Here is a 19872-nt window from a genome sequence, read left to right as displayed (position 1 = left end):
GTAAACCTGCTTTAGAGGGATTTCAGAAAGGTTTCGATATCCGCCGGGGTGCCGATGGAAAGGGTCGAAACTTCGGGGTCAATGCGTCGTACCAGACCGGACAGAACCTTGCCTGCCCCGATTTCCACAAACGTATCAACGCCCAGACCGGTCATTGTGGCCACGCTTTCACGCCAGCGGACGCGCCCGGTTACCTGCTGGACCAGGTTGTTGCGAATCGTGTCTGCATCAGTTTCACGCTCTGCGGTCACATTGGCGATCACGGGCACAACCGGTGCTGCAATATCTGCCTTGGCCAGTGCTTCGGCCATGGCGTCTTCAGCAGGCTTCATGAGCGAGGAATGGAATGGAGCGGAAACGGGGAGTTTGACCGCGCGCTTGATCCCCATTTCCTTTGCTATGGCAATGGCGGCATCAATCCCGGCCATTTTGCCCGAAATTACAATCTGGCCGCCGCCATTGTCGTTGGCAATTTCCGTGCTGCCGCTCTCACTCGCGCGGGTGCAGACCTCTTCCGCCTGAGCCAGCGTGACACCAATAAGTGCGGCCATGCCGCCTTCCCCCGCGGGGACTGCGCGCTGCATGGCCTGCCCGCGCAGGCGCAGCAGCCGGGCTGCCTGTGCAACATCAAAAGCCCGACCAGCCGCCAGAGCTGCGTATTCGCCCAGTGAGTGCCCGGCAAGCAGGCTTACGCGGCCCGCCAGATCCAGCCCACCATCCTGTTCCAGCACGCGCAGAACTGCCATGGAAACAGCCATGAGTGCAGGCTGGGCATTTTCGGTGCTGGTCAGGGTTTCTATCGGACCTTCAAAAATCGTTTTTGACAGATGTTCGCCCAGAGCATCGTCAACTTCCTGAAAAACTGCACGTGCGGCGGGAAAAGCTTCAGCAAGCTCTTGCCCCATGCCAACGGACTGGCTGCCTTGTCCGGGAAAAGTAAATGCGTAAACGGCCATGATACTCACTGTTTCAAAAACGACGCCCAAAGGCGGACAGATTGCAAGGAATGGAAGGAAAGAACGCGGCAAAAAGCGGGCCATCTGTGCCGTGGTGGCCGCATGCTGCCCAGTGGTTCTGCCCTTCCGGCAGGCAAAAGTGCGGGCAGAATAGGGCCTGCGTTAACTGGGCACAATACGCCAGACCAGAAGGAGCGGCACAACCCACGGAATTGCAAAGGTTTTGCTCGTGCTGCAGCACGGTTTTGTGCGCAGGGTTCAGGCAAACCAGCCTAGCTTGGAGTAAAATAGTGTGGCGCGCGCAGGCCGGTAGTGCTGGCGATAGTGGTAATGCAAGAGTGTGAGCGTATGTGAAGGGTAAAGCTATGCGCTCACATACGCTCAGGCTGGAGAGCGGAGCAGAACACGATTCAGCCGTTCCAGAATGCCAAAGCTTTCCTGCCAGACATGCTTGAACTTTTCTGCGCTCACGCCGCGTGTGGCCAAAATCTCTGCCAGTTCACCTACGGTTCGTTCTCCATCAATCAGGGGGAGAATACCACGGGTCTGGGGCGGGAGCGGAATAGGCACAACAAGCGTGCCAAAGTGGAAGGGCAGCATGTTATCGGGTGTCATCTGCTTGGCCAGCTCCGCGCCCGGAATTTCGCGCATGATCGGCACTGCCTCTGGGTTCAGTGGATCAGGTTTTTCGGGGGCTGCGTGTTTGCGCACGACATAGGCAACATGCGTTGCCATGTTGCCAGCAAGGTCCTCGGCAATGGCGGCCTGTGTCTGCCAAGGCAGGGTGGACAGGCGTGCACGCAGGCGTGGGTCTGGCAAAAAGAGGCCCGGGTCGTACCGTGCTGGTTCCATAAGAGCCGTGGGTTCAAGCCCGGCCTGATCCAGCAGGGCCAAAAAATCGGTAATGGTGTAGGAGCGGTCTCTCGGGTTGAGGAGCAGATCGTAAAGCCCTGCATCCCCGCCAGAGAGATGATCCCCAAAATTACCGTTCTGGTGTAGCCATGCTGTTGCTGGCAGGGTGCGCATGACGCGGCGGGCCACGTCCAGCCGCTCCTGTGGTGACTGTGCCAGTGGTGCCAGTTTTTCCAGTGCGTCCTGCAGCATGTACACGCCGGTACGGCCGTAGGGCGCATAAACCATCAGTCCCATGCCACCATGGGGGGCAAGGTGGTGCTCCAGAGTCTGGAGTGCCGCGACCGGGTCTGGCAGATGGTGCAGTACGCCGCAGCAATCAATATAATCGAATAGTCCCAGTTCAAGCGATTCCAGCTCGGTCAGGGAGCCCTGAACAAACCGGATATTGTTCAGTGAACGGGCTTTGGCACGGGCCTGCGCAATGGAAAGAGCTTTTTCTGAACGGTCCAGACAAACAACTTCCGCCGGGCGGGTAACCCGTGCCAGCTGCGTTGCCAGCATAATTGCCCCATCGCCCGTGCCGCACCCGGCCACCAGCACCCGCAATGCCTGACTGCGAGGGCGTTGTGCGCCAAAAACCCAGTAATCTACTTCGCGCAGGTGGCTGGGGCTGCCAATGAGCAGCCGGCGGTTTTCGTCCTGCGGGTCGCGCTCCGGGTAGGGGTATGCCTCGTACTGGGCGGCTAGCCCGGCATCGCGATCATCTGCGGCTGTGTTGTGTGTCATGGGCCGGCACCTTTTTAGCGTGGTAGGAGCTTACCGCGCTGCCATGCTTCGGCAGCTTCATCAGCGCTCATGCCTTCCACCCGCATGGCGTAGTCCATGGCGCTGATGATTTTGGCGCTCAGCATCAGTTCATCCAGTTCGTCCACCAGATCTGTTTCCAGCTCATCGCGCAGCCCATCGCGGAGCAGAAGGGTTGCTTCCATCTCCCCGCCCATGGCTTTGTGGGGGTCATTCAGAATACGCAGCCCCCCCTGATGGAACAGAAAACAGGGCTGGAACAGGGGCAGAAGGCTGGGCTGCTCGGCGGCAAGGGCGGCATTCAGCTTTGCCAGAGCTTCTTCATCCGGGAGCACTTCAAGGGTAAAGCCTGCTTCTGCCAGATTGTAGGTGCGCAAAACCTGTTCCATGCGTTTGGCAAGGGACTGGGGTGTTACAATCGTGCGGGCAATGCCCTGCCCTGCCTGCGCCAGATCGCTCAGGGATGTGAGGGTGCTGTTCTCGTCCGAAATGCAGCAGCAGGCTTCGGGCTGGAACAGCCGGCCCAGTTGCGTGGTGCCAGCGCCAAGGAGGTCGGAATCCTCATCCGGCAGCCATGCGGCAACATAGATGTCGATTTCCCCTTTGTGCAGCAGATCGGCCAGAGCCTGCTTGGGGCCGGTTACAATTTCGGGCTCAATATCGTTGGCCTCGAGAACCCGAATGATAGTGGCCGCCGTCGCCTCATGAATGGTGGACTCAGGATAGGCGAGTGTCAGGGATGTCATTTCGGGTTCCTCTGGATCAGTCGGGACAGCAAGATGTCTGCCCTGTCCTTGCCGCACGGCAAAGTGCAGTGGCAATCCCTCAAATGGAAATATCTGCTTCCATCGGGCATTTTATCAGGCACAGGATAAAGAAAAACCGCCACCCCGGTAAGGGAATGGCGGCGGAAAAGCACCAGAAAATGGCTTGGGGGCGTTTAGGCGGCAACAATATCCTGTTTGATCGGCAGAACGGGGCGGATCATGTTCAAGGCATCGGCAAAAGAAGCAAACTGGCCCAGCGTGTTGTCACGCACGGCGTCCATAACAATCCAGCGGTTGCCGCGGGAATAAACCTTGTAGGCCGGGTTTGATGTTTCGCGCACCCAAACCAGAACGTAACCGGATGAAACGCCAGCCTGTTTTTCTTCAGCAGGGAAAATATCGGCATCGCAAATGCCCATGGGCTGGCTGGCCGCAATCCAGCGGTCCAGATAGTCGCGGTGGCGACACATGATTTCCATCTGGAACGGGATGATCTGACAGACGTTCTGTGTTTCCGACTGGCGCAGCATAAGTTCTGTATCCCCTACATCAAAACCCGGTGGCTCTTTCTGATTTTGAGAGTAAGGGCGAAACTCCTTGCCGCGCTATAGGAAAGAGAGGTCTTTCGCCTCATAAACGGGCAGGTTGATAGGGTAGTGACGAAAAAAACACAGAAACGCACGGTTTGATAGGAATTTATGCACAAAAATAAATCTTTTGATTAAAAAATAGGCACGATTTATGGCGGGGTAGTGTTGGCCTGTGAGTTCTAATTAAACATAAAGCCTGAATTGCAGGCGGGTTGCCTGCATTATGCGCGGGCTTATCTAAGCAAATGGTCCAACTTGCCAGGCTGCCTGATGTAAAGCGCGCGGTGCGTTATGTGTAACTCACTTTATATAAGGCGTCCGCGCTGCCGCTTGGGAGGTATGGGGGCATCGCGCAGATCGTGTTCGATTCTGCGTATAACGTTCATGCCTGCTTTTTAAACTTGGCTGGATAATCGATAAGGTTGCTCACCGCAGCGTTACGGAATGATGTCATGCGCGCATCAGTTGTGGCGGTGCGAAGTGGGTATTCTGGCAGGATGGAAAGGCTTCGGTATCACAACTTTGTGATACGAAGAAAAGTGCGTGAAGCACGCGCGGTTTTCATGCTTTGCTGTAGCAGCACACTCATGACTGTGCTACGCATGCGTTGGGCATGTTTGCAATATTCAGGAGGGGGAATGATGGGCTTTTTGTTCAAAGCACGTAATCCTGTCAACCCATTCTGGCAGTTTGCCCGTTTTTCAATATCCGGAGAAGTTTCCATCTTCTCCGCACTCCAGGATCAAGACCGTTGAAAAGTAACAGGACCGACCGCAGCCCCCGTTCTCCTCGCCGCGGCGGATTTGATGACGACAATTATATGTCGATGCCTTCTTTCGGTGAACGCCCCTCTTATGGTGGTGGTGACCGTGGTGGGTTTGCTCCGCGTCGCCCCGCTGGCGGTCCGCAGGTTATCGCTTCCGGCCCGGAAGTGGGTGCATCCGTTAAGTGGTTCAATGGCGAAAAAGGCTTCGGCTTTGTCGAACTCGCTGATGGATCGGGCGATGTGTTCCTGCACGCCAACGCGCTGTCTCAGGCTGGTGTTCAGGGTGTAAACCCCGGCGCTACGCTGGTTGTGCGCATTGGTCAGGGCCCCAAGGGTCGTCAGGTTGCCGAAGTCATCTCTGTTGATGAAAGCACGGCTCAGCCGGAACGTCCGCGTAGCCCCGCTGGTGGTCGCCCTGGCTTTGGTGCGCGCCCTGCTGCTCGCCCCGCTCCTGACCTGTCTGATGCTGAAGATACGCGCGGTACCGTTAAGTGGTACAACGCTGTTAAAGGCTTTGGCTTCATCACACCTGAAGGCGGCGGCAAGGACATCTTCATCCACGCTTCTGCTCTGGAACGTTCCGGTCTGCCGGGCCTGAATGAAGGTCAGGGCGTGAACGTTAAAGTTGTTCAGGGCCAGAAGGGGCCGGAAGCTGCTGAAGTGACCTCTGCCTGAGGCACTGCTTTTTAGCGGTAAGTAAGAAAAAAGCCTCGGTTATAAAACCGAGGCTTTTTTTATGACCATTTGTATCTGACAAAGTTGCGCAGAGCTGTGCGTATGTAACAACCGGAGCGGGTTAGTAGTCGCCCTTCCCCTTGTTGCGGATCAGGCGGGCCTTGTCGCGCTGCCAGTCCCGGTCTGCTACGGTCTGGCGCTTGTCTACACTCTTTTTACCAACGCCCAGACCAAGGGTGACCTTGGCTAGTCCGCGGTCGTTGAAGTGAATATCCAGCGGAACGAGGGTCGCCCCCTGCTTGGCAATGGCCCCCATAAACTTCTGGGCCTGCTTGCGGTGCATAAGCAGCTTGCGGGGCGCGCGCGAATCAAAGCGGGACAGCACTCCGCCCTGATATTCAGGGATGTAACTGTTAAACAGCCAGAGTTCACCGTTACGCTCACCAGCAAAGGCCTCGCCAATTGTTGCGCGGCCCAAGCGTAGGCTTTTTACTTCCGGCCCTTTAAGTACAAGCCCGGCCTCAACCGTTTCCTTGATGGTGTAGTTAAAACGGGCCTTGCGGTTCTGTGCGACCATGCCGTGCGAGATCATGGTGCTTTTGCTGGACTTTGCGGACATGATCAGCCCAGCAACCCGACATCAACCAGAGCCTGCCGTACTTTGTGGCGTGATTCATCGCTCAGGGGAGCCAGTGGCAGGCGGCAGGTTTCCCCCGCAAGGCCCAGCAGGCTTGCCGCGTATTTGGCTGGAGCGGGATTGCTCTCGCAGAACAGGGTGTCATGCAATGGAGTCAGGCGGTCCTGAATGGCAATGGCTTCCTGCGTCTTCCCTGCTTTCCATGCGCTCTGCACGGCAGCACATAGGGCGGGAGCAATGTTGGATGTCACGCTAATACAGCCATCCCCACCGGCGGCGAGAAAAGCGACAGCTGTGCCATCTTCGCCCGAGAGCTGGTTAAAGGGCTTGTCCACGGCCCGGCGTACCTGCAGAGGGCGGAACAGGTTTGCTGTTGCATCCTTTACCCCAACAATATTGCCGTGCTTTGCCAGACGGGCCGTTGTTTCCACATTGATGTCAATAATGGAGCGGCCGGGAATGTTGTACAAAATCACCGGGATGGAAACAGCATCTGCCACGGCCATGAAGTGCCGGTACAGGCCTTCCTGCGTAGGTTTGTTGTAATACGGAGCCACAACAAGGGCGGCGGCGGCCCCGGCCTGCTCTGCATGGCGTGCCAGATCAACCGCTTCGGACGTGCTGTTGGAACCCGCCCCGGCAATAACCGGCACGCGGCCATTGGCAACTTTTATGGTGCGTTCAACAACAGCGTGGTGTTCCGTGTGCGACAGGGTTGGACTTTCCCCCGTTGTGCCTACGGCACACAGGCCTGCGGTGCCTTCCTTGATCTGCCAGTCCACCAGTTTTTCAAACGAATCAAAGTCCAGGCTTCCGTCCCGGTTCATGGGGGTGATGAGTGCAGTAATGGAGCCGGAGAAGAATGTATGAGGCATGGAGCGGTCACTTATCCTGGAATGGCATCTGCTGGAGCGGAACGCGGGGTGTCCTGCCCTTGGGTGGAAGCCTGGTGCCTGAATGGCGATTGTTGATAGACGCCTAGAATTGTGGCGTTTTTGGAAAAAAATTCAAGTTCTGCCAAGGCTTTGCCTAGGCGGGAATCGCCGGGGTGGCCCTCTACATCCATCAAAAAGCGTGTAGCGGCAAATGTTTCGCCCGACATGTAGCTTTCCAGCCGGGTCATGTTGACACCATTGGTGGCAAACCCCCCAAGCACCTTATACAGGGCGCCGGGGCTGTTTTGCACACTAAAGAGCAGCGTGGTCATGACATGGGGTGTCTGTGGTGTAGGCACCTGTGGTGTGCGTGCGGTAATATAGAACCGTGTCGTGTTGTGGGAGGCGTCTTCCACATTCCGTTGCAGGATTTCCAGCCCATACAGTTCCGCGGCAAGGGCGGAGGCTACCGCGGCCTCTTCGGGCTTTTGCCAAAGTGCGACCAGTTCTGCAGCACCTGCCGTATCAAACTCGGTTACGGGCGTCAGATTATTGTTTTTGAGCAGATTGCGGATCTGGGCCATGGCCACAGGGTGCGTATGTACACGGCGGATCTGCTCCATGCGGGTGCCGGGCACTACCAGCAGACAGTGTTCAACACGCTGGAAGTGCTCACCAATAATATGCAGCCCCGCTGCGGGCAGGAGCGAATGGATGTCGGGCACACGGCCTGCCAGACTGTTTTCGCATGCCAGCATGGCCTGCTCGGCCTTGCCTGCATGTACTGCATCTATGGCATCTGCAAAGCTGTGGCATGGCAGGGTGGTCCAGCCGGGCCGCGCTGCGCGGCAGGCCATGTCGGAATACGCACCGTGCATGCCCTGAAAGGCTATAACTTTGTCCATCATGGCCTTTAAGCTCCAAGCAGGCGGCGTGCCCGTTCCAGATCCTGTGGTGTATCAACCCCAAAGGGCGCGATTGCAAGACGTGCGCAGCCAATACGCATACCATCCTCCAGCGCTCGGAGCTGTTCCAGACTTTCACGCTGTTCCAGACCAGATGGAGGAAGCTGGACAAAGCGGGCCAGAGCCGCCCGCCGCCATGCGTAAATCCCGACATGGTGCCATAGAGGCCCCGGCCCTGCGGGAATGGGCTGGCGGGAAAAATAGAGGGCGACCGCATGGTGTGCGGCCTGCGCAAAGTGGCATGCAACCTTGACAACAGAAGGAGCTGTTGCCTCTTCTTCCGTACTAACGGGGGCAACGAGCGTTCCAATATCAAACGCAGGATTATCCATGACCCCGCACACCGCATGCAGGGCATCTGGTGCCAGTGTAGGCAGGTCCCCTTGCAGGTTGATGATGGTGGAGTATTGCCCCTGTGGGTCCAGCGTCTGCACGGCCTGCCAGACCCGGTCCGAGCCGGAAGGCAGGTCCGGGTTGGTCAGTACGGCTGTCCCGCCCGCGTTGGTAACAGCATCACAGATTTCGGGTTCAGCCGCGGCAACCACAACCGGACCAATTTCGGCCTTGAGTGCGGCGTTAAGCACATGCACGATCATGGGCAACCCAGCAATATCCGCCAGGGGCTTGCCGGGCAGTCTTGTTGAGGCAAGTCTGGCGGGTATGACAACAAGGGGCGGCATGATCAGCTTGCTCCAGAATACAGCGCGGCTTATAGGCGTGGAAAAGCGCCGCGCAGTCTAGAAAAGCTGCAATGCAAACGCAACCAGTGATCAGCAGGGGCAGAAGTGCGGATGGATGGCAGGTTCCTGAACAGGGTGGCGGTTTCGGTGCTGATAAGTGTGGTGGCCATGGGCGGTGCTCTGGTGGCGGCACGCTTTATTGTGCCGGACACGGCCCCTGCGGCCCCGGTTTTTCGTCTGCCGGACCTGCGGGCGGTTTCTATTGAGCCTTACGTGCCGCGTGCCAGTCTGGCCCATGGCACGCTACTGGCCGGGCGTATTTGTGCCCAGTGCCATGGCTTTGCCCTTGGGGGCGAAGGCAATGCAGGCCCTGTTCTGGCTGGTGTTGTGGGGCGGAATATCGCCACGCTTCCCGGTTACGCCTATTCCGCAGCGTTGCGCCAGCATGCAACGCAGATATGGGATGATCAGAAATTATCTGACTGGCTTATGGCTCCTGCCAGATATGCCCCCGGTACGCGCATGTCTTTTGCAGGTCTGCCTGACCCGCAGGACAGGGCGGATGTGATCAGCTATTTGCACACATTGCATACCCCTGCCCCCACCCCAATAACAGGAGCACCCAGATGACCCCGCAGATAACAGACCAGTTTGTGGATGTGGCAACCATGCTGGCGGATACGGCGCGGAGCGTTGTTCGGCCATGGTTCAGGCGCGGTGTGGGGGTGGAAAGCAAAAAAGATGCAAGCCCGGTTACGGTCGCGGACAGGACGGCAGAACGGGTCATGCGGGCTATTCTGGCAGAACGCCTGCCAGAGCATGGTGTGTTTGGTGAAGAGTTTGGGCAGGACAACGCTCAGGCGGATTACCAGTGGCTGCTGGACCCGGTGGATGGCACGCGGGCATTTGTAACCGGGCGCCCGCTCTTTGGCACCCTGATTGCCCTTTTTTACAAAGGGGAGCCCATGCTTGGCATTCTGGACCAGCCGGTTCTGGGCGAGCGCTGGGTTGGGGTAAAGGGGCGTGCAACCGTGTTTACTTCCTCCTTGGGGGGGCAGGCCCACACCCGGCAGGATGTTGCGCTGGCTGAGGCTGAAATGTCATGCACATCGCCCGAAATGCTGGAACTGGCCCCGCATGACCGCTGGAAAATGCTCAAGCAACAGGCCCGCCGCATGACATGGGGTGGGGATTGTTACGCCTATGGGTTGCTTGCTCTGGGCCAGATTGATCTGATTGCCGAATGTGACATGAACCCCTGGGACTGGGGAGCACTTGTGCCCATTGTGCAGGGGGCTGGCGGCGTTATGAGCGCATGGGATGGATCCCCCCTGCGGATGGATGGAGATCGCACGGTTCTGGCGGCCGGTTCCCCTGCCCTGCACCGCGAGGCAGTGCGCATTCTGCACGCGGGTTAACAAGATTTATTGGAGGGAATAGTGCCAAATCTGGTGGCCCAGACTATGCACTGCCCCTGTTTTGCGATAGGTCTGCGCTTCGGTACAACAGCGATGGTCAGTCCAATATGAGCACGAGCACGCACCTGTCCCTCTCCAAGGACAAGATCCGTATTCTTCTGCTGGAGGGTATCCACGATAGTGCCGTCGCCCTCCTCAAGGCCTGTGGTTACGAGAATGTCGTACGCCACAAAGGCGCGCTTGAGGGCGATGCGCTCAAAAAAGCGCTGGAAGGTGTGCATATTGTTGGCATCCGCTCGCGTACGCAGCTGACCAAGGAAGTGCTTGAAGGTGCTGATCGCCTGATGGCCATTGGCTGCTTTTGCATCGGCACCAACCAGGTTGATCTTGAAACCGCACGCCTGAACGGGATTCCGGTTTTTAACGCACCGTACAGCAACACACGCTCCGTGGCCGAACTGGTCATGGGGGAAATTGTGATGCTGATGCGCCGGATTTTCCCCCGCTCGGTTGAATGCCATAAAGGTGAGTGGACCAAATCTGCTGCCAATAGCTGGGAAGTGCGTGGCAAAACCCTTGGTATTGTGGGTTATGGCTCCATTGGCTCGCAGCTTTCCGTTCTGGCGGAAGCCTTTGGCATGCGGGTTGTCTATTACGATGTGGTGGACAAACTCGGCCACGGTAACGCCCTGCCGGTGGACACGCTGGATGACCTGCTGGCCCAGAGTGACGTGGTCAGCCTGCACGTGCCTCAGCTGCCAACCACGGCAAACCTGATGGGCGCAGAGCAGATCAGCAAGATGAAGAAGGGCTCCTTCCTCATCAACAATGCCCGCGGCAATGTTGTTGATCTGGATGCGCTGTCCAAGGCACTGGAAAGCGGGCATCTGCTGGGTGCCGCCATTGACGTTTACCCCAAAGAGCCCAAAGGCCCGGGTGATCTGCTGTCCACCCCGATCATGGGGCTGGATAACGTTATTCTCACCCCCCATATCGGCGGTTCCACGGCGGAAGCTCAGGAACGCATTGGCGTGGAAGTGGCGCGCAAGCTGGTGGAATATTCGGACGTTGGCTCCACCTTTGGTGCGGTCAACTTCCCCGGCGTTCAGCTGCCGCAAAGCCCGCGTGGCACGCGCTTCATGCATGCACACCATAACATCCCCGGTGTTATGATGAAGCTGAATGAAATCTTCCTGCGCGAAACCTGCAACGTAACGGCTCAGTTCCTCCAGACCGATGGAGAGATCGGTTATGTGGTGATCGAAGCCGATACGGGTGGGGATACCGATCTGGACGATCGTCTGCTCAAAGCCCTGCGTGAACTTGATGGCACGGTTCGTGCCCGCCTGATTTACAAGGGTCGCTAAGCATGGGCTGCGGAGCGCGGGAATGATCTATTCCCGCATCCGCAGTTTTGCTTTTTCGGGTATCGAGGCCAGACCCGTATGGGTTGAGGTGCAGGTATCCTCCGGTTTACCTGCATTTCTGGTTGTGGGTCTGCCCGACAAAGCGGTGGGTGAAGCGCGCGAGCGCGTTCGGGCTGCCTTGACGGCCATAGGGTTAGCGCTTCCCGCAAAGCGCATTCTTGTTAATCTTGTTCCCGCGGATCTCCCCAAGGAAGGGTCGCATTTTGACCTGCCTATTGCGCTGGCCCTGCTGGCTGCCATGGGTGTGATTCCTGCGGAAGAAGTAGGCCGTTATGCAGCCCTTGGCGAACTCTCGCTTGATGGGCGGCTTAACCCTGTTTCGGGCGTGCTTTCGGCTTCTCTGGAGGCAGCCTCCATGGGGCTGGGGCTTGTATGCCCAGCCCCGCAGGGGGAAGAGGCCCTGTGCGGTGGTGATATTGCCATTCTTGCAGCCCCGGACCTGCTGGCGCTGATCAATCATTTTACAGGTCTGCAAATCCTTAGCGCTCCGGTTTTTTCCAGCCCTGAGCCCCCCTCTGCCGGTGTTGAACCTGACCTTGCGGACATCAAGGGGATGGAAATCGGGCGTCGGGCGTTGGAAATTGCGGCTGCTGGTGGGCACTCCCTCCTGCTCTCCGGCCCGCCCGGTGCTGGCAAATCCATGCTGGCGGCGCGGTTGCGTGGGTTATTACCTGATCTGCTGCCATCGGAAAGTCTCGCTGTTTCACGCATTTACAGTGCGGCCGGGTTATTGCCGGATGGCAGGCCCATCCGCAGGCCACCTGTTAGAGACCCACACCATTCTGCCAGCCTGCCAGCTCTGGTGGGTGGTGGTGCCCGGGCCAGACCGGGCGAAATTAGTCTGGCGCATCATGGTGTGCTGTTTTTGGATGAATTACCCGAATTTTCGCGTGCAGCACTTGAGGCTTTGCGCCAGCCGCTGGAAACAGGGCAGGTCAGCATCGCGCGTGCCGCCGTGCATGTCACCTACCCTGCCCGCTTCCAGCTGATTGCCGCCATGAACCCCTGCCGGTGCGGGTATCTGGGCGATGCACCGCGCGAATGTAGCAAAGCGCCCCGTTGTGGGGCGGATTATCTGGGGCGGCTGTCCGGCCCGCTCATGGACCGTATTGATCTGCATGTCGCCATGCAGCCGTATGAACCTCTTGGTTATATGACGCAGGCGGATGGGGAGAGCACAGCAACTGTTGCCCAGCGCGTGGCGCAAGCCAGAATGCGCCAGACGGAGCGGCAGGGTGTACAAAAAAATGCCGAGGCAGCGCTGAATAGTCTCTCGCTTACCAAGGACGCACAGGAACTGGCGCAGGCTGTGGCGGAGCGGTTCCGTTTTTCTGCGCGTGGCTACACCCGTCTGCTACGGGTTGCCAGAACCATTGCCGACCTGGCTGCTGCGGCAGATGTAGAGCCACAGCATATTGCCGAGGCTGCTACATTCCGTGCCCGCGCCGCTTCGTAAGGCTTACGCTGTGTGGTGCAGCGCGTTAAAAGCCTGATCCAGATCATCAATCAGGTCCTGTGCATTCTCCAGACCGATCTGTAGCCTGAAGGCGGGGGCTTCTGGCTGTTCTGCGCCAAAGCTCCGGGTTATGCCCCCCGTGGTCGGGAGTACCAGACTTTCATACCCCCCCCAGGATGCACCAATACCAAACAGACGCATGGCGTTAATCATGCGTTCCATGTTCTGGCATGTGTAAGGCGCGTTCAGGACCACGCCAAACAGGCAACCAGCGCCTGTAAAGTCACGCTTCCACAAGTTGTGGCCCGGGCAGTCTGGCAGTGCGGGGTGCAGGACCTGTGCCACTTCGGGGCGCTGTTTAAGCCATGTGGCAACCTGTAGGGCGCTGCGGGCCTGCTGCGCCAGACGTACCCCCATTGTGCGCAGGCCGCGCAGGGTAAGCCAGCATTCATCCGGCCCGGCAACCTGACCAAGCTGGATGGAGGCATCGCGCAGGATATGCCAGCTTGCCTGATCCGCTACGGTGATAGCTCCGGCAATAACATCGGAATGGCCGGAGGGGTATTTGGTCAGCGCCTGAATGGAAACATCCACGCCATGTTCAAACGGGGCAAAAATGCCAAACCCCCATGTGTTGTCCAGAAAAAGACGCGCACCATGCTGGTGGGCAACTTCGGCCAGCATGGGAATGTCCTGCACTTCAAACGTGTGGCTGCCCGGGCTTTCGGTAAAAATAATGCGGGTGTTGGGCTGAATGTACTCTTCCACCTCGGCGCGGCTGGCACAGGGAGGGAAGTAGGAAATATCCACACCAAAGCGCCTGAGCATATTTTCAGCAAAGCGGCGGGTTGGGCCATAAACGCTATCTGCCAGCAGGCAGTGATCACCGGCTTTTAAAAAAGCCAGCAAAGGTGTGGTGCATGCTGCCAGACCAGAGCTGACAATCTGGCAGTCTGTGCCACCTTCTATACGTGCAATCAGTTTTTCCAGCTCATGCTGGGTGGGAGAACCCATGGCACCGTAAATGCTGGTGTGGTCATAACGCTCCTGCCCCTTGCGGTTCATGCTCTTGAGCGAGGGAAAGAGCACGGTGGACCCCCGTTCCAGGGGCGGGTTGACGTATGTACCTGCCTCGGGTGGGGTAGCCCTGCCTGTATGGGTCAGGGATGTGCCAAGTTTGTGCCATCCGGCATCAACACTGTTGCGGTCTGTCATGGGTTTTGTCCGTTTGTGATAGGCATATCGGGTGTGCTGCCCCATTCGGCCCAGGAGCCATCATAAAGCGCGTTGGAGGGAAAACCGGCCAGTTCCAGCGCAACGTTCAGAACTGCGGCGGTCATGCCGGAGCCGCACGTGGTAATGGGGTGCGTGGTGGCAGAAACTCCTGCCTGCACAAACAGGGCTTGCAACTGCATGGCAGGAAGGAACAAGCCAGCTTCGTCCAGCACGGTTTTGTAGGGAATGTTGCGCGCGCCGGGCATGTGCCCGGATTTTACGCCGGCACGTGGTTCTGGCGCTGTGCCATAAAACCGCGCAGCACTCCGGGCATCCAGTATGGGGCGGTTTTGTCGCCGGACATGTTCCAGCATGTCCCCAAGACCGGCCAGACGGGAATATTCTGTTCTGGGGTAATAGACCTGTGGAGCGTGCGATGCGCCCTCCCCTTGTTCCACGGGCAGGTTCTGCTGTCTCCATGCGTTGAGGCCGCCATGGATGATCTTGGTTTTTTCATGTCCGAACAACCGGGCCATCCACCAAGCCCGGCAGGCAGAAGCCACATTGCCCTGATCGTAAAAAACAACATGGGTTTGCGGTGTAATGCCCATCTGCCCGAACAGATGGGCAAAGCGTGCAGCAGACGGCACGGTATGCGGCAGAGTGCTCTGTGGATCGGAAAAAATAGAGATGTCAAAATACTGGCTGCCCGGAATATGGCCGGCTCTGAATTCAGCCTGCGGGTCAAATGTCTCTCCCGGCAAAGGCGTTGAGGCATCCAGAAAACGGATTGTGGTGTCCTTGGCAAGTGCGGGCAACAGACTGCCTAGAATGAGAGGAGACATGACCAAAAGCCTCATGGAGTTTTTTTTAACAGGGCAACAACGATCACATAGTCCTTCGGAACTGGCAAATGGGTTATGATATGTGAAGGGAGCAGCACAAAGCCTTTATCCGAACCGACTGGAAACTCGGTGCGGAATGCGCCATACCATAAAGCGGATACGCCATGTTCTTGTAAGCGGAACACAAAATTAAGGCGTTCGGTGGTTTGTTGCGCGCATGACAGATGGTCACACATTGACGGCTGAACGTATTCTCCGGTTTTTACTGCTGGCAGGAATTGCATATGGCTGCATAGCCGTGCTGGTTCCTTTTTCCTCTGCCCTGCTTTGGGCGGGGGTGCTGACCTATACCACCTGGCCTCTTTTCCAGTATTTGCGGCGGAGCATGGGGGCCAATGCGGCCAGCCTGATCATGACGGTTCTGTGCGCTGTATGCGTGGTGTTCCCGCTTGCACTTTTAGCATCGGCCTGTGTAGCGTCTGGCCCGCGCTGGGCCGCACAGTTGACTACCCTGTTCGGGCAGGTCAACCAGTTGCCCCCCCTGCCGCGCTGGCTGGATAATTTGCCTGTTTTTGGGCCGGATATTCATCACCGCTGGGCATTATGGAGCCGTAACCTCGGGCTTGCTGCGGCCGAACTGCGGCCGTATGCGGGGGGCATTATCCAGTCTGTTCTCAGCGTGCTCATGCAGATGGCCAGCGGGGCGTTGCACCTTGTAACGGCTTTGTTCATTTCCTTCTTTTTCTGGATCAGTGGCTCCATCCTGTGGGATACGTTGCAGGCTGTTATCTTGCGGATTGCCGGGCTACAGGCCGGGCGGCATCTGTCCATCATTGCCAGTACGGTGCGCGGTACCGTGTATGGTATTCTGGGCACTGCCATTATTCAGGGTATTCTAACCGGCTTCGGGCTGTGGTTTTTTGGAGTGGCCGAGCCGGTTATTCTGGGCGGCATTGCAGCCTTTCTGGCTGTATTCCCGGTTGGTGCGCCACTGGTATGGATACCGGCTGCCGTGTGGCTGTTTGCAACGCATCACCAGCTCAAAGGTATTTTGCTCATTGTGTATGGTGTTGCATTTATTTCCGGCGCGGACCATCTGATCCGTCCGCTGTTTATCGCACGAGGGTCCAAGCTGCCTTATCTGCTGACCGTGCTGGGGGTTATTGGTGGGTTGCTGGCTTTTGGGGGCGTAGGTATTTTTCTGGGGCCGGTCCTGCTTGCTATTGGTTTTACGCTTACCATGGAGTTTGCGCAGGGCGAACAGGCACGGCCACCATTGGATGATACAAGGAACATGGTACCATGAAGCGCCGTCTGGCCCGGTTTGTTGAGCTTGCATCCAAAGGGCGGCGCAGGCATGTGGCTGCCAATGATACGCCCGGGGTCCGTATTATCAGTTGGAACCTGCTCCGCCGTACAGGAGCGACCGTGCATGATGTGGCCGCCCTGATTGAAGCGGAACAGCCGGACATCCTGCTCATGCAGGAAGCCACGGTGGAAATTGATGTGCTGCCAGATGTGATTGGTGGCCATTATGCCCGCTCCCCCCTGCCGGGGCGTATTCACGGTGTAGCGTGCTGGAGCCGCCTGCCTTTTGCGCGCCCACCACGGGCATGCACCATTCCATCCGGGCCAATTGTCAAACGGCATGCCCAGATAATAGATTATCCCCAGTTTTCCTTGGCTAATGTTCATCTTTCGCATGGGCAGATGCTTAACCGCAGGCAGCTACGGCGGATTGCCTCCCTGCTTTCTGCGCCCTGCGCTATTCTGGGGGATTTTAATCTGGTGGGGCCAACCCTTGTGCCGGGGTTTGCCGATGTAGGGCCTAAAGCCCCAACGCACCGTATGGTTGACCTGCTTCCCATTCGTCTGGACCGCTGCCTGGTAGAAGGCATGGTGTGTTCTGATGCACAGGTCCTGCCTGTTTTTGCCTCGGATCACCGGCCAATAGCGGTCACTCTCCAGCCAGAAATTGGCCGGCGCACACTGGCAAGTGCTTACAGGTAAGGCATGAACAGTCTGGCAAAGGAATCCCTTATGCGGGTGGGGAAGTTCCGGTTGTCCAGATCATAATGCGTTAGCCGGTGGTTACGGTGCTGGCATATGAAGTCATCCATGATTTCCGCCATGGTGACGTCATATGTCTCCATATTGATCTCAAAGTTCAGGCGCAGGCTGCGAATATCAAGATTGGAACTGCCGACAAAAGACCACGCCTTATCCACCACCATGAGTTTGGAATGATTAAAGGGTGGGTTAGCGTGCCAGACCCGTGCCCCCGTATCCAGCAGAGGGGATATATTGGCCGCACAGGCCCAGTCCAGCGGGCGGTGGTTGCTGCGGAGCGGGATAATAATATCCACCTGCACGCCGCGTAAGGCTGCCAGCCCAAGTTCGGATAAAAAGCGCGCTCCCGGTAAAAAATAGGGGGTCATCAGCCGTATGCTTTTGCGGGAAAGCGTAATGGCCTGCAGCATGGTGTATTCAATTTTTTCCAGATCCGTGTCCGGGCCTGCTGTGACAATCCGGGCCAGAGAGCTCCCCTTACTGGCATGTTCCTGTAAAAAAAGATCCCGGTTCAGTTGTTCCCCGGTTGTAAAATACCAGTCCCATGCTGCAACCTGTGCCAATTGGTGCACAACAGGCCCTTCGATCCGGAAATGCGTATCGGACACAGGGTGCCGGGGTTTGCGCGCGACCAGATTGTTATCGGCGATGTTGAGCCCCCCCATAAACCCAACGCTGCCATCCACAACCAGAATTTTCCGGTGGTTCCGCAAATTAAGGAACGGCATCCGCCATGGAAGGAGCGAATGCATGAAGCGTGCACAGGGGACCCCTTCCCTTTTCAGGTAACGGTAGATGGGGGATAAAAAATACCCGCTGCCAATACCGTCCACCAGTACACGGACATTGACACCCCTTTTATGTGCGGCAATCAGCCTGTCTGCAAATAACTGGCCACTGGCATCATGCCGGAAAATATACGAACACAGCAGAATGCTTCTGGTCGCTTTTTCTATGGCGTCCAGCATATGCGGGTATGCACCGTCGCCATCATGCAGGCAGGTAATACTGTTATTGCCCACAACGGGGCGGGTTGTCAGTTTGCCCACCATCAGTGCCAGAGGTGCAAACTGGCCATCAAGTTCCCTGTTCCATGAGGAAAGGTCCGCACCATCCGGTCTGTGTGCCGTTCGGTCCCCCACCAGCTTTTTGGCAAGGCGGGTGACACGGTTGATCCCGAACATGAGGTAGAGAGCTGTTCCCAGAAACGGCATGAGAACACATACGCCAATCCACCCGATGGCAGATGCTGTATTCCGTTTTGTGAGCAGAATATGCAAACTTACGCCCGTAACAAGGCTCAGGCGCATACACGCAACAATAAAGGCTGTTGTGGAAAACTGGAGATCAAAAAACATGGTGGAGAGAAGGCTTTCACAACAAGCGGCTGACGTCCATAACATAGCGAATAAGTGTTCTGCACAACAGGTGCCTGTCTCTGCCGCAAAACGGGCCAGAGGGTATGAGTCTTATAAGAGAGGTCTGGCGGCGGAAGAGGCTGTCTGTCAAAGGCTGCGGGCAGCAGGCTGGAGCATTCTGCTCCAGAGAGCAAAAACACGCAGGGGCGAGATAGATATTGTTGCCCAAAATGGTGCAACCATCTGTTTTGTTGAGGTTAAACAACGGCAGACATTGCGGGGGGCTGCGGAATGTCTTTCCGTAACACAGTCCCGGCGGTTGTACAGGGCTGCGGAGTGCCTGCTACAGAGCCACCCCTATTGGCAGTATGAAAACCTGCGCTTTGACCTGTTTATGCTGGACGCACAAGGCCAGATGGAGTGGCTGGAAGATATTATCCGTCAGATGTAAGTCAGGAGCAGGTTACTCTGCCCAAAGGGCGGAACCTGTATAAAGCCAGACTGTAATCAGGTACGGTGGTGGTGCTTGTTGCTGTGTACCACAGTATGCGCGCTAGGGTGGTAGCTAACCAGATGCACCATTTTACCATGTGGGGCAGAGGCCAGAATGATCTTGTGCGAGGCATGGTTTGTTGTGGCTGCATGGCGCACAACATGGCGAACATGCACAACAGGAGGGGGAGCAGTCAGGGAGGCAAAGGTTAACTTGCTGGCTTCCAAGTCGGAAAGAACGCGTTCCGCATGCACTGAAGAACTGGTGGCCATTACACTCAGACCGATACCGGCCAGAGCAAAAAGCCCGCGTACAAACGGAACTCGCGTCATTAACCTTAGCCCCCTGATCTTATGTCTGCCTGAAACTATACAAAGCAATTGCAGGCTGACAACCTATAATTCAGGCGGATGCGTTGCAGGCGATGTTTTTTTCCTGCAGCAGTTTTTGCAGTTCACCGGTCTGGTACATTTCGGTCACAATGTCGCACCCACCAACAAACTCACCTTTGACGTAAAGCTGGGGAATGGTGGGCCAGTTGGAATAGTCCTTAATGCCCTGACGCAGTGCGGAATCTGCCAGAACATTGGCGGCTTTGAACGGCACACCAATCTGCTGCAGAATCTGCACTACCCGGGCAGAAAAGCCACACTGTGGGAAATCGGCATCCCCTTTCATGAAAAGCATGACAGGGTTGGAATCAATATCCTGCTGGATGGTCTGTTTGATGGAATCAGTCATCTGTCTGTTGTCCTTGGTCGTATGGAAGCCGGGTTCTGGTCAGGGAGCAGATGTACGGAGGGCCAGCGCATGCAGCTTGCCCCCCATGTGTCCTTCCAGCGCATTGTAAACGAGCTGATGCTGCCTTACGCGTGGAACATCACGAAAAGCTTCGCTTACAATTGAACAGGAATAGTGATCCCCATCTCCCGCCAGATCATCAATCCTGATCTGGGCATCGGGGAACGCCTTCAGAATATAAGCTTCAAGTTCTGTGGCGGACATGGCCATGGTGCTGTC

At 57.0% G+C, this 19872-nt stretch carries 22 protein-coding genes; 8 read left to right on the top strand and 14 right to left on the bottom strand.

The genetic code is table 11. The features are described from left to right. Positions 1-11 precede the first annotated feature (11 nt). The 4 genes from fabD to ACSYTG_RS07150 all read right to left on the bottom strand — a co-directional run bounded on the left by fabD (position 12) and on the right by ACSYTG_RS07150 (position 3912). A complete protein-coding gene (gene fabD, locus ACSYTG_RS07165; protein ID WP_086646063.1) occupies positions 12-956 on the bottom strand; it encodes an ACP S-malonyltransferase in 945 nt (314 codons plus the stop codon). A 381-nt stretch (positions 957-1337) separates the two neighbouring features. Continuing rightward, positions 1338-2597, bottom strand: a complete 1260-nt coding sequence (locus ACSYTG_RS07160) for a class I SAM-dependent methyltransferase (RefSeq protein ID WP_489782822.1) — start codon at positions 2595-2597, stop codon at positions 1338-1340. Positions 2598-2611: 14 nt separating this feature from the next. Beyond that, the gene (locus tag ACSYTG_RS07155; protein WP_489782821.1) at positions 2612-3361 is read right to left on the bottom strand and encodes a glycine betaine ABC transporter substrate-binding protein; all 750 of its coding nucleotides are present in this window, start codon (positions 3359-3361) and stop codon (positions 2612-2614) included. A gap of 194 nt (positions 3362-3555) precedes the next feature. Beyond that, complete coding sequence (locus ACSYTG_RS07150; protein WP_086645946.1) at positions 3556-3912, bottom strand: hypothetical protein; 357 nt, start codon at positions 3910-3912, stop codon at positions 3556-3558. Between the two features lie 811 nt (positions 3913-4723). On the opposite strand from ACSYTG_RS07150, the gene ACSYTG_RS07145 reads away from it, so the two are divergent. Next, positions 4724-5413: a cold-shock protein gene (locus tag ACSYTG_RS07145; protein ID WP_086645947.1), complete on the top strand. Its 690-nt coding sequence runs from the start codon at positions 4724-4726 to the stop codon at positions 5411-5413. Between the two features lie 121 nt (positions 5414-5534). Here ACSYTG_RS07145 and smpB read toward each other — a convergent pair whose 3' ends face one another. The 4 genes from smpB to ACSYTG_RS07125 are packed head-to-tail and all read right to left on the bottom strand — an operon-like array spanning position 5535 to position 8573. Beyond that, the gene (gene smpB, locus ACSYTG_RS07140) at positions 5535-6032 is read right to left on the bottom strand and encodes an SsrA-binding protein SmpB (protein WP_086645948.1); all 498 of its coding nucleotides are present in this window, start codon (positions 6030-6032) and stop codon (positions 5535-5537) included. Positions 6033-6034: 2 nt separating this feature from the next. After that, entirely contained in the window at positions 6035-6925 is an 891-nt protein-coding gene (dapA, locus tag ACSYTG_RS07135) for a 4-hydroxy-tetrahydrodipicolinate synthase (protein WP_095348852.1), read from the bottom strand. Between the two features lie 11 nt (positions 6926-6936). Continuing rightward, positions 6937-7833 carry a prephenate dehydratase gene (locus tag ACSYTG_RS07130; protein WP_086645950.1) on the bottom strand — a complete coding sequence of 299 codons (897 nt, stop codon included), beginning with the start codon at positions 7831-7833 and terminating at the stop codon, positions 6937-6939. Between the two features lie 5 nt (positions 7834-7838). Continuing rightward, a complete protein-coding gene (locus ACSYTG_RS07125) occupies positions 7839-8573 on the bottom strand; it encodes a 3-deoxy-manno-octulosonate cytidylyltransferase (protein ID WP_489782964.1) in 735 nt (244 codons plus the stop codon). A gap of 108 nt (positions 8574-8681) precedes the next feature. Between ACSYTG_RS07125 and ACSYTG_RS07120 the strand changes: the two genes are divergently transcribed. The 4 genes from ACSYTG_RS07120 to ACSYTG_RS07105 all read left to right on the top strand — a co-directional run bounded on the left by ACSYTG_RS07120 (position 8682) and on the right by ACSYTG_RS07105 (position 12871). Next, positions 8682-9200, top strand: coding sequence for a c-type cytochrome (locus ACSYTG_RS07120; protein ID WP_489782820.1), 519 nt, complete (start codon positions 8682-8684; stop codon positions 9198-9200). Continuing rightward, a complete protein-coding gene (locus ACSYTG_RS07115) occupies positions 9197-9988 on the top strand; it encodes an inositol monophosphatase family protein (protein ID WP_489782819.1) in 792 nt (263 codons plus the stop codon). The genes ACSYTG_RS07120 and ACSYTG_RS07115 overlap by 4 nt, the downstream gene beginning before the upstream one ends. 107 nt (positions 9989-10095) lie before the next feature. Further along, positions 10096-11355, top strand: a complete 1260-nt coding sequence (serA, locus tag ACSYTG_RS07110) for a phosphoglycerate dehydrogenase (RefSeq protein ID WP_086645954.1) — start codon at positions 10096-10098, stop codon at positions 11353-11355. A 22-nt stretch (positions 11356-11377) separates the two neighbouring features. After that, positions 11378-12871 (top strand): YifB family Mg chelatase-like AAA ATPase, encoded by a 1494-nt coding sequence (locus tag ACSYTG_RS07105; RefSeq protein ID WP_095348848.1) that lies wholly within the window; start codon positions 11378-11380, stop codon positions 12869-12871. Positions 12872-12874: 3 nt separating this feature from the next. Here the strand turns inward: ACSYTG_RS07105 and metC are convergent, their stop codons facing one another. Next, the gene (gene metC, locus ACSYTG_RS07100; RefSeq protein ID WP_415423801.1) at positions 12875-14086 is read right to left on the bottom strand and encodes a cystathionine beta-lyase; all 1212 of its coding nucleotides are present in this window, start codon (positions 14084-14086) and stop codon (positions 12875-12877) included. Continuing rightward, a complete protein-coding gene (locus ACSYTG_RS07095) occupies positions 14083-14931 on the bottom strand; it encodes a sulfurtransferase (protein ID WP_489782818.1) in 849 nt (282 codons plus the stop codon). The genes metC and ACSYTG_RS07095 overlap by 4 nt, the downstream gene beginning before the upstream one ends. A gap of 217 nt (positions 14932-15148) precedes the next feature. Here ACSYTG_RS07095 and ACSYTG_RS07090 point away from each other — a divergent pair, with 217 nt between their 5' ends. Both ACSYTG_RS07090 and ACSYTG_RS07085 read left to right on the top strand, forming a co-directional pair. Then, positions 15149-16237, top strand: coding sequence for an AI-2E family transporter (locus ACSYTG_RS07090; RefSeq protein ID WP_489782817.1), 1089 nt, complete (start codon positions 15149-15151; stop codon positions 16235-16237). Further along, the gene (locus ACSYTG_RS07085; RefSeq protein WP_095348845.1) at positions 16234-16941 is read left to right on the top strand and encodes an endonuclease/exonuclease/phosphatase family protein; all 708 of its coding nucleotides are present in this window, start codon (positions 16234-16236) and stop codon (positions 16939-16941) included. Before ACSYTG_RS07090 ends, ACSYTG_RS07085 begins: the two co-directional genes overlap by 4 nt. On the opposite strand, the gene cls is transcribed toward ACSYTG_RS07085, so the two are convergent. Beyond that, complete coding sequence (gene cls, locus ACSYTG_RS07080) at positions 16932-18359, bottom strand: cardiolipin synthase (RefSeq protein WP_165924909.1); 1428 nt, start codon at positions 18357-18359, stop codon at positions 16932-16934. The two genes, ACSYTG_RS07085 and cls, sit on opposite strands and share 10 nt — an antisense overlap. Positions 18360-18429: 70 nt before the next feature. Between cls and ACSYTG_RS07075 the strand changes: the two genes are divergently transcribed. Continuing rightward, the gene (locus ACSYTG_RS07075; RefSeq protein WP_489782816.1) at positions 18430-18810 is read left to right on the top strand and encodes a YraN family protein; all 381 of its coding nucleotides are present in this window, start codon (positions 18430-18432) and stop codon (positions 18808-18810) included. A 56-nt stretch (positions 18811-18866) separates the two neighbouring features. Here the strand turns inward: ACSYTG_RS07075 and ACSYTG_RS07070 are convergent, their stop codons facing one another. The 3 genes from ACSYTG_RS07070 to ACSYTG_RS07060 all read right to left on the bottom strand — a co-directional run bounded on the left by ACSYTG_RS07070 (position 18867) and on the right by ACSYTG_RS07060 (position 19863). After that, complete coding sequence (locus ACSYTG_RS07070; protein ID WP_489782815.1) at positions 18867-19184, bottom strand: hypothetical protein; 318 nt, start codon at positions 19182-19184, stop codon at positions 18867-18869. Between the two features lie 70 nt (positions 19185-19254). After that, entirely contained in the window at positions 19255-19593 is a 339-nt protein-coding gene (gene grxD / locus ACSYTG_RS07065) for a Grx4 family monothiol glutaredoxin (RefSeq protein ID WP_086645961.1), read from the bottom strand. A gap of 39 nt (positions 19594-19632) precedes the next feature. After that, a complete protein-coding gene (locus tag ACSYTG_RS07060) occupies positions 19633-19863 on the bottom strand; it encodes a BolA/IbaG family iron-sulfur metabolism protein (RefSeq protein ID WP_095348841.1) in 231 nt (76 codons plus the stop codon). Positions 19864-19872: the final 9 nt, after the last annotated feature.

Source organism: Acetobacter sp. ESL1128 (assembly GCF_058505085.1).
This window is presented reverse-complemented; position numbering and strand designations above follow the sequence as displayed.

Excerpts from the sequence above, each read along its gene's own strand:
- fabD (WP_086646063.1), bottom strand. The coding sequence starts at position 956 with ATGGCCGTTTACGCATTTACTTTTCCCGGACAAGGCAGCCAGTCCGTT.
- ACSYTG_RS07160 (WP_489782822.1), bottom strand. The coding sequence starts at position 2,597 with ATGACACACAACACAGCCGCAGATGATCGCGATGCCGGGCTAGCCGCC.
- ACSYTG_RS07155 (WP_489782821.1), bottom strand. The coding sequence starts at position 3,361 with ATGACATCCCTGACACTCGCCTATCCTGAGTCCACCATTCATGAGGCG.
- ACSYTG_RS07150 (WP_086645946.1), bottom strand. The coding sequence starts at position 3,912 with ATGCTGCGCCAGTCGGAAACACAGAACGTCTGTCAGATCATCCCGTTC.
- smpB (WP_086645948.1), bottom strand. The coding sequence starts at position 6,032 with ATGTCCGCAAAGTCCAGCAAAAGCACCATGATCTCGCACGGCATGGTC.
- dapA (WP_095348852.1), bottom strand. The coding sequence starts at position 6,925 with ATGCCTCATACATTCTTCTCCGGCTCCATTACTGCACTCATCACCCCC.
- ACSYTG_RS07130 (WP_086645950.1), bottom strand. The coding sequence starts at position 7,833 with ATGATGGACAAAGTTATAGCCTTTCAGGGCATGCACGGTGCGTATTCC.
- ACSYTG_RS07120 (WP_489782820.1), top strand. The coding sequence starts at position 8,682 with ATGGATGGCAGGTTCCTGAACAGGGTGGCGGTTTCGGTGCTGATAAGT.
- ACSYTG_RS07115 (WP_489782819.1), top strand. The coding sequence starts at position 9,197 with ATGACCCCGCAGATAACAGACCAGTTTGTGGATGTGGCAACCATGCTG.
- serA (WP_086645954.1), top strand. The coding sequence starts at position 10,096 with ATGAGCACGAGCACGCACCTGTCCCTCTCCAAGGACAAGATCCGTATT.
- ACSYTG_RS07105 (WP_095348848.1), top strand. The coding sequence starts at position 11,378 with ATGATCTATTCCCGCATCCGCAGTTTTGCTTTTTCGGGTATCGAGGCC.
- metC (WP_415423801.1), bottom strand. The coding sequence starts at position 14,086 with ATGACAGACCGCAACAGTGTTGATGCCGGATGGCACAAACTTGGCACA.
- ACSYTG_RS07095 (WP_489782818.1), bottom strand. The coding sequence starts at position 14,931 with ATGTCTCCTCTCATTCTAGGCAGTCTGTTGCCCGCACTTGCCAAGGAC.
- ACSYTG_RS07090 (WP_489782817.1), top strand. The coding sequence starts at position 15,149 with ATGACAGATGGTCACACATTGACGGCTGAACGTATTCTCCGGTTTTTA.
- ACSYTG_RS07085 (WP_095348845.1), top strand. The coding sequence starts at position 16,234 with ATGAAGCGCCGTCTGGCCCGGTTTGTTGAGCTTGCATCCAAAGGGCGG.
- cls (WP_165924909.1), bottom strand. The coding sequence starts at position 18,359 with ATGTTTTTTGATCTCCAGTTTTCCACAACAGCCTTTATTGTTGCGTGT.
- ACSYTG_RS07070 (WP_489782815.1), bottom strand. The coding sequence starts at position 19,184 with ATGACGCGAGTTCCGTTTGTACGCGGGCTTTTTGCTCTGGCCGGTATC.
- grxD (WP_086645961.1), bottom strand. The coding sequence starts at position 19,593 with ATGACTGATTCCATCAAACAGACCATCCAGCAGGATATTGATTCCAAC.
- ACSYTG_RS07060 (WP_095348841.1), bottom strand. The coding sequence starts at position 19,863 with ATGGCCATGTCCGCCACAGAACTTGAAGCTTATATTCTGAAGGCGTTC.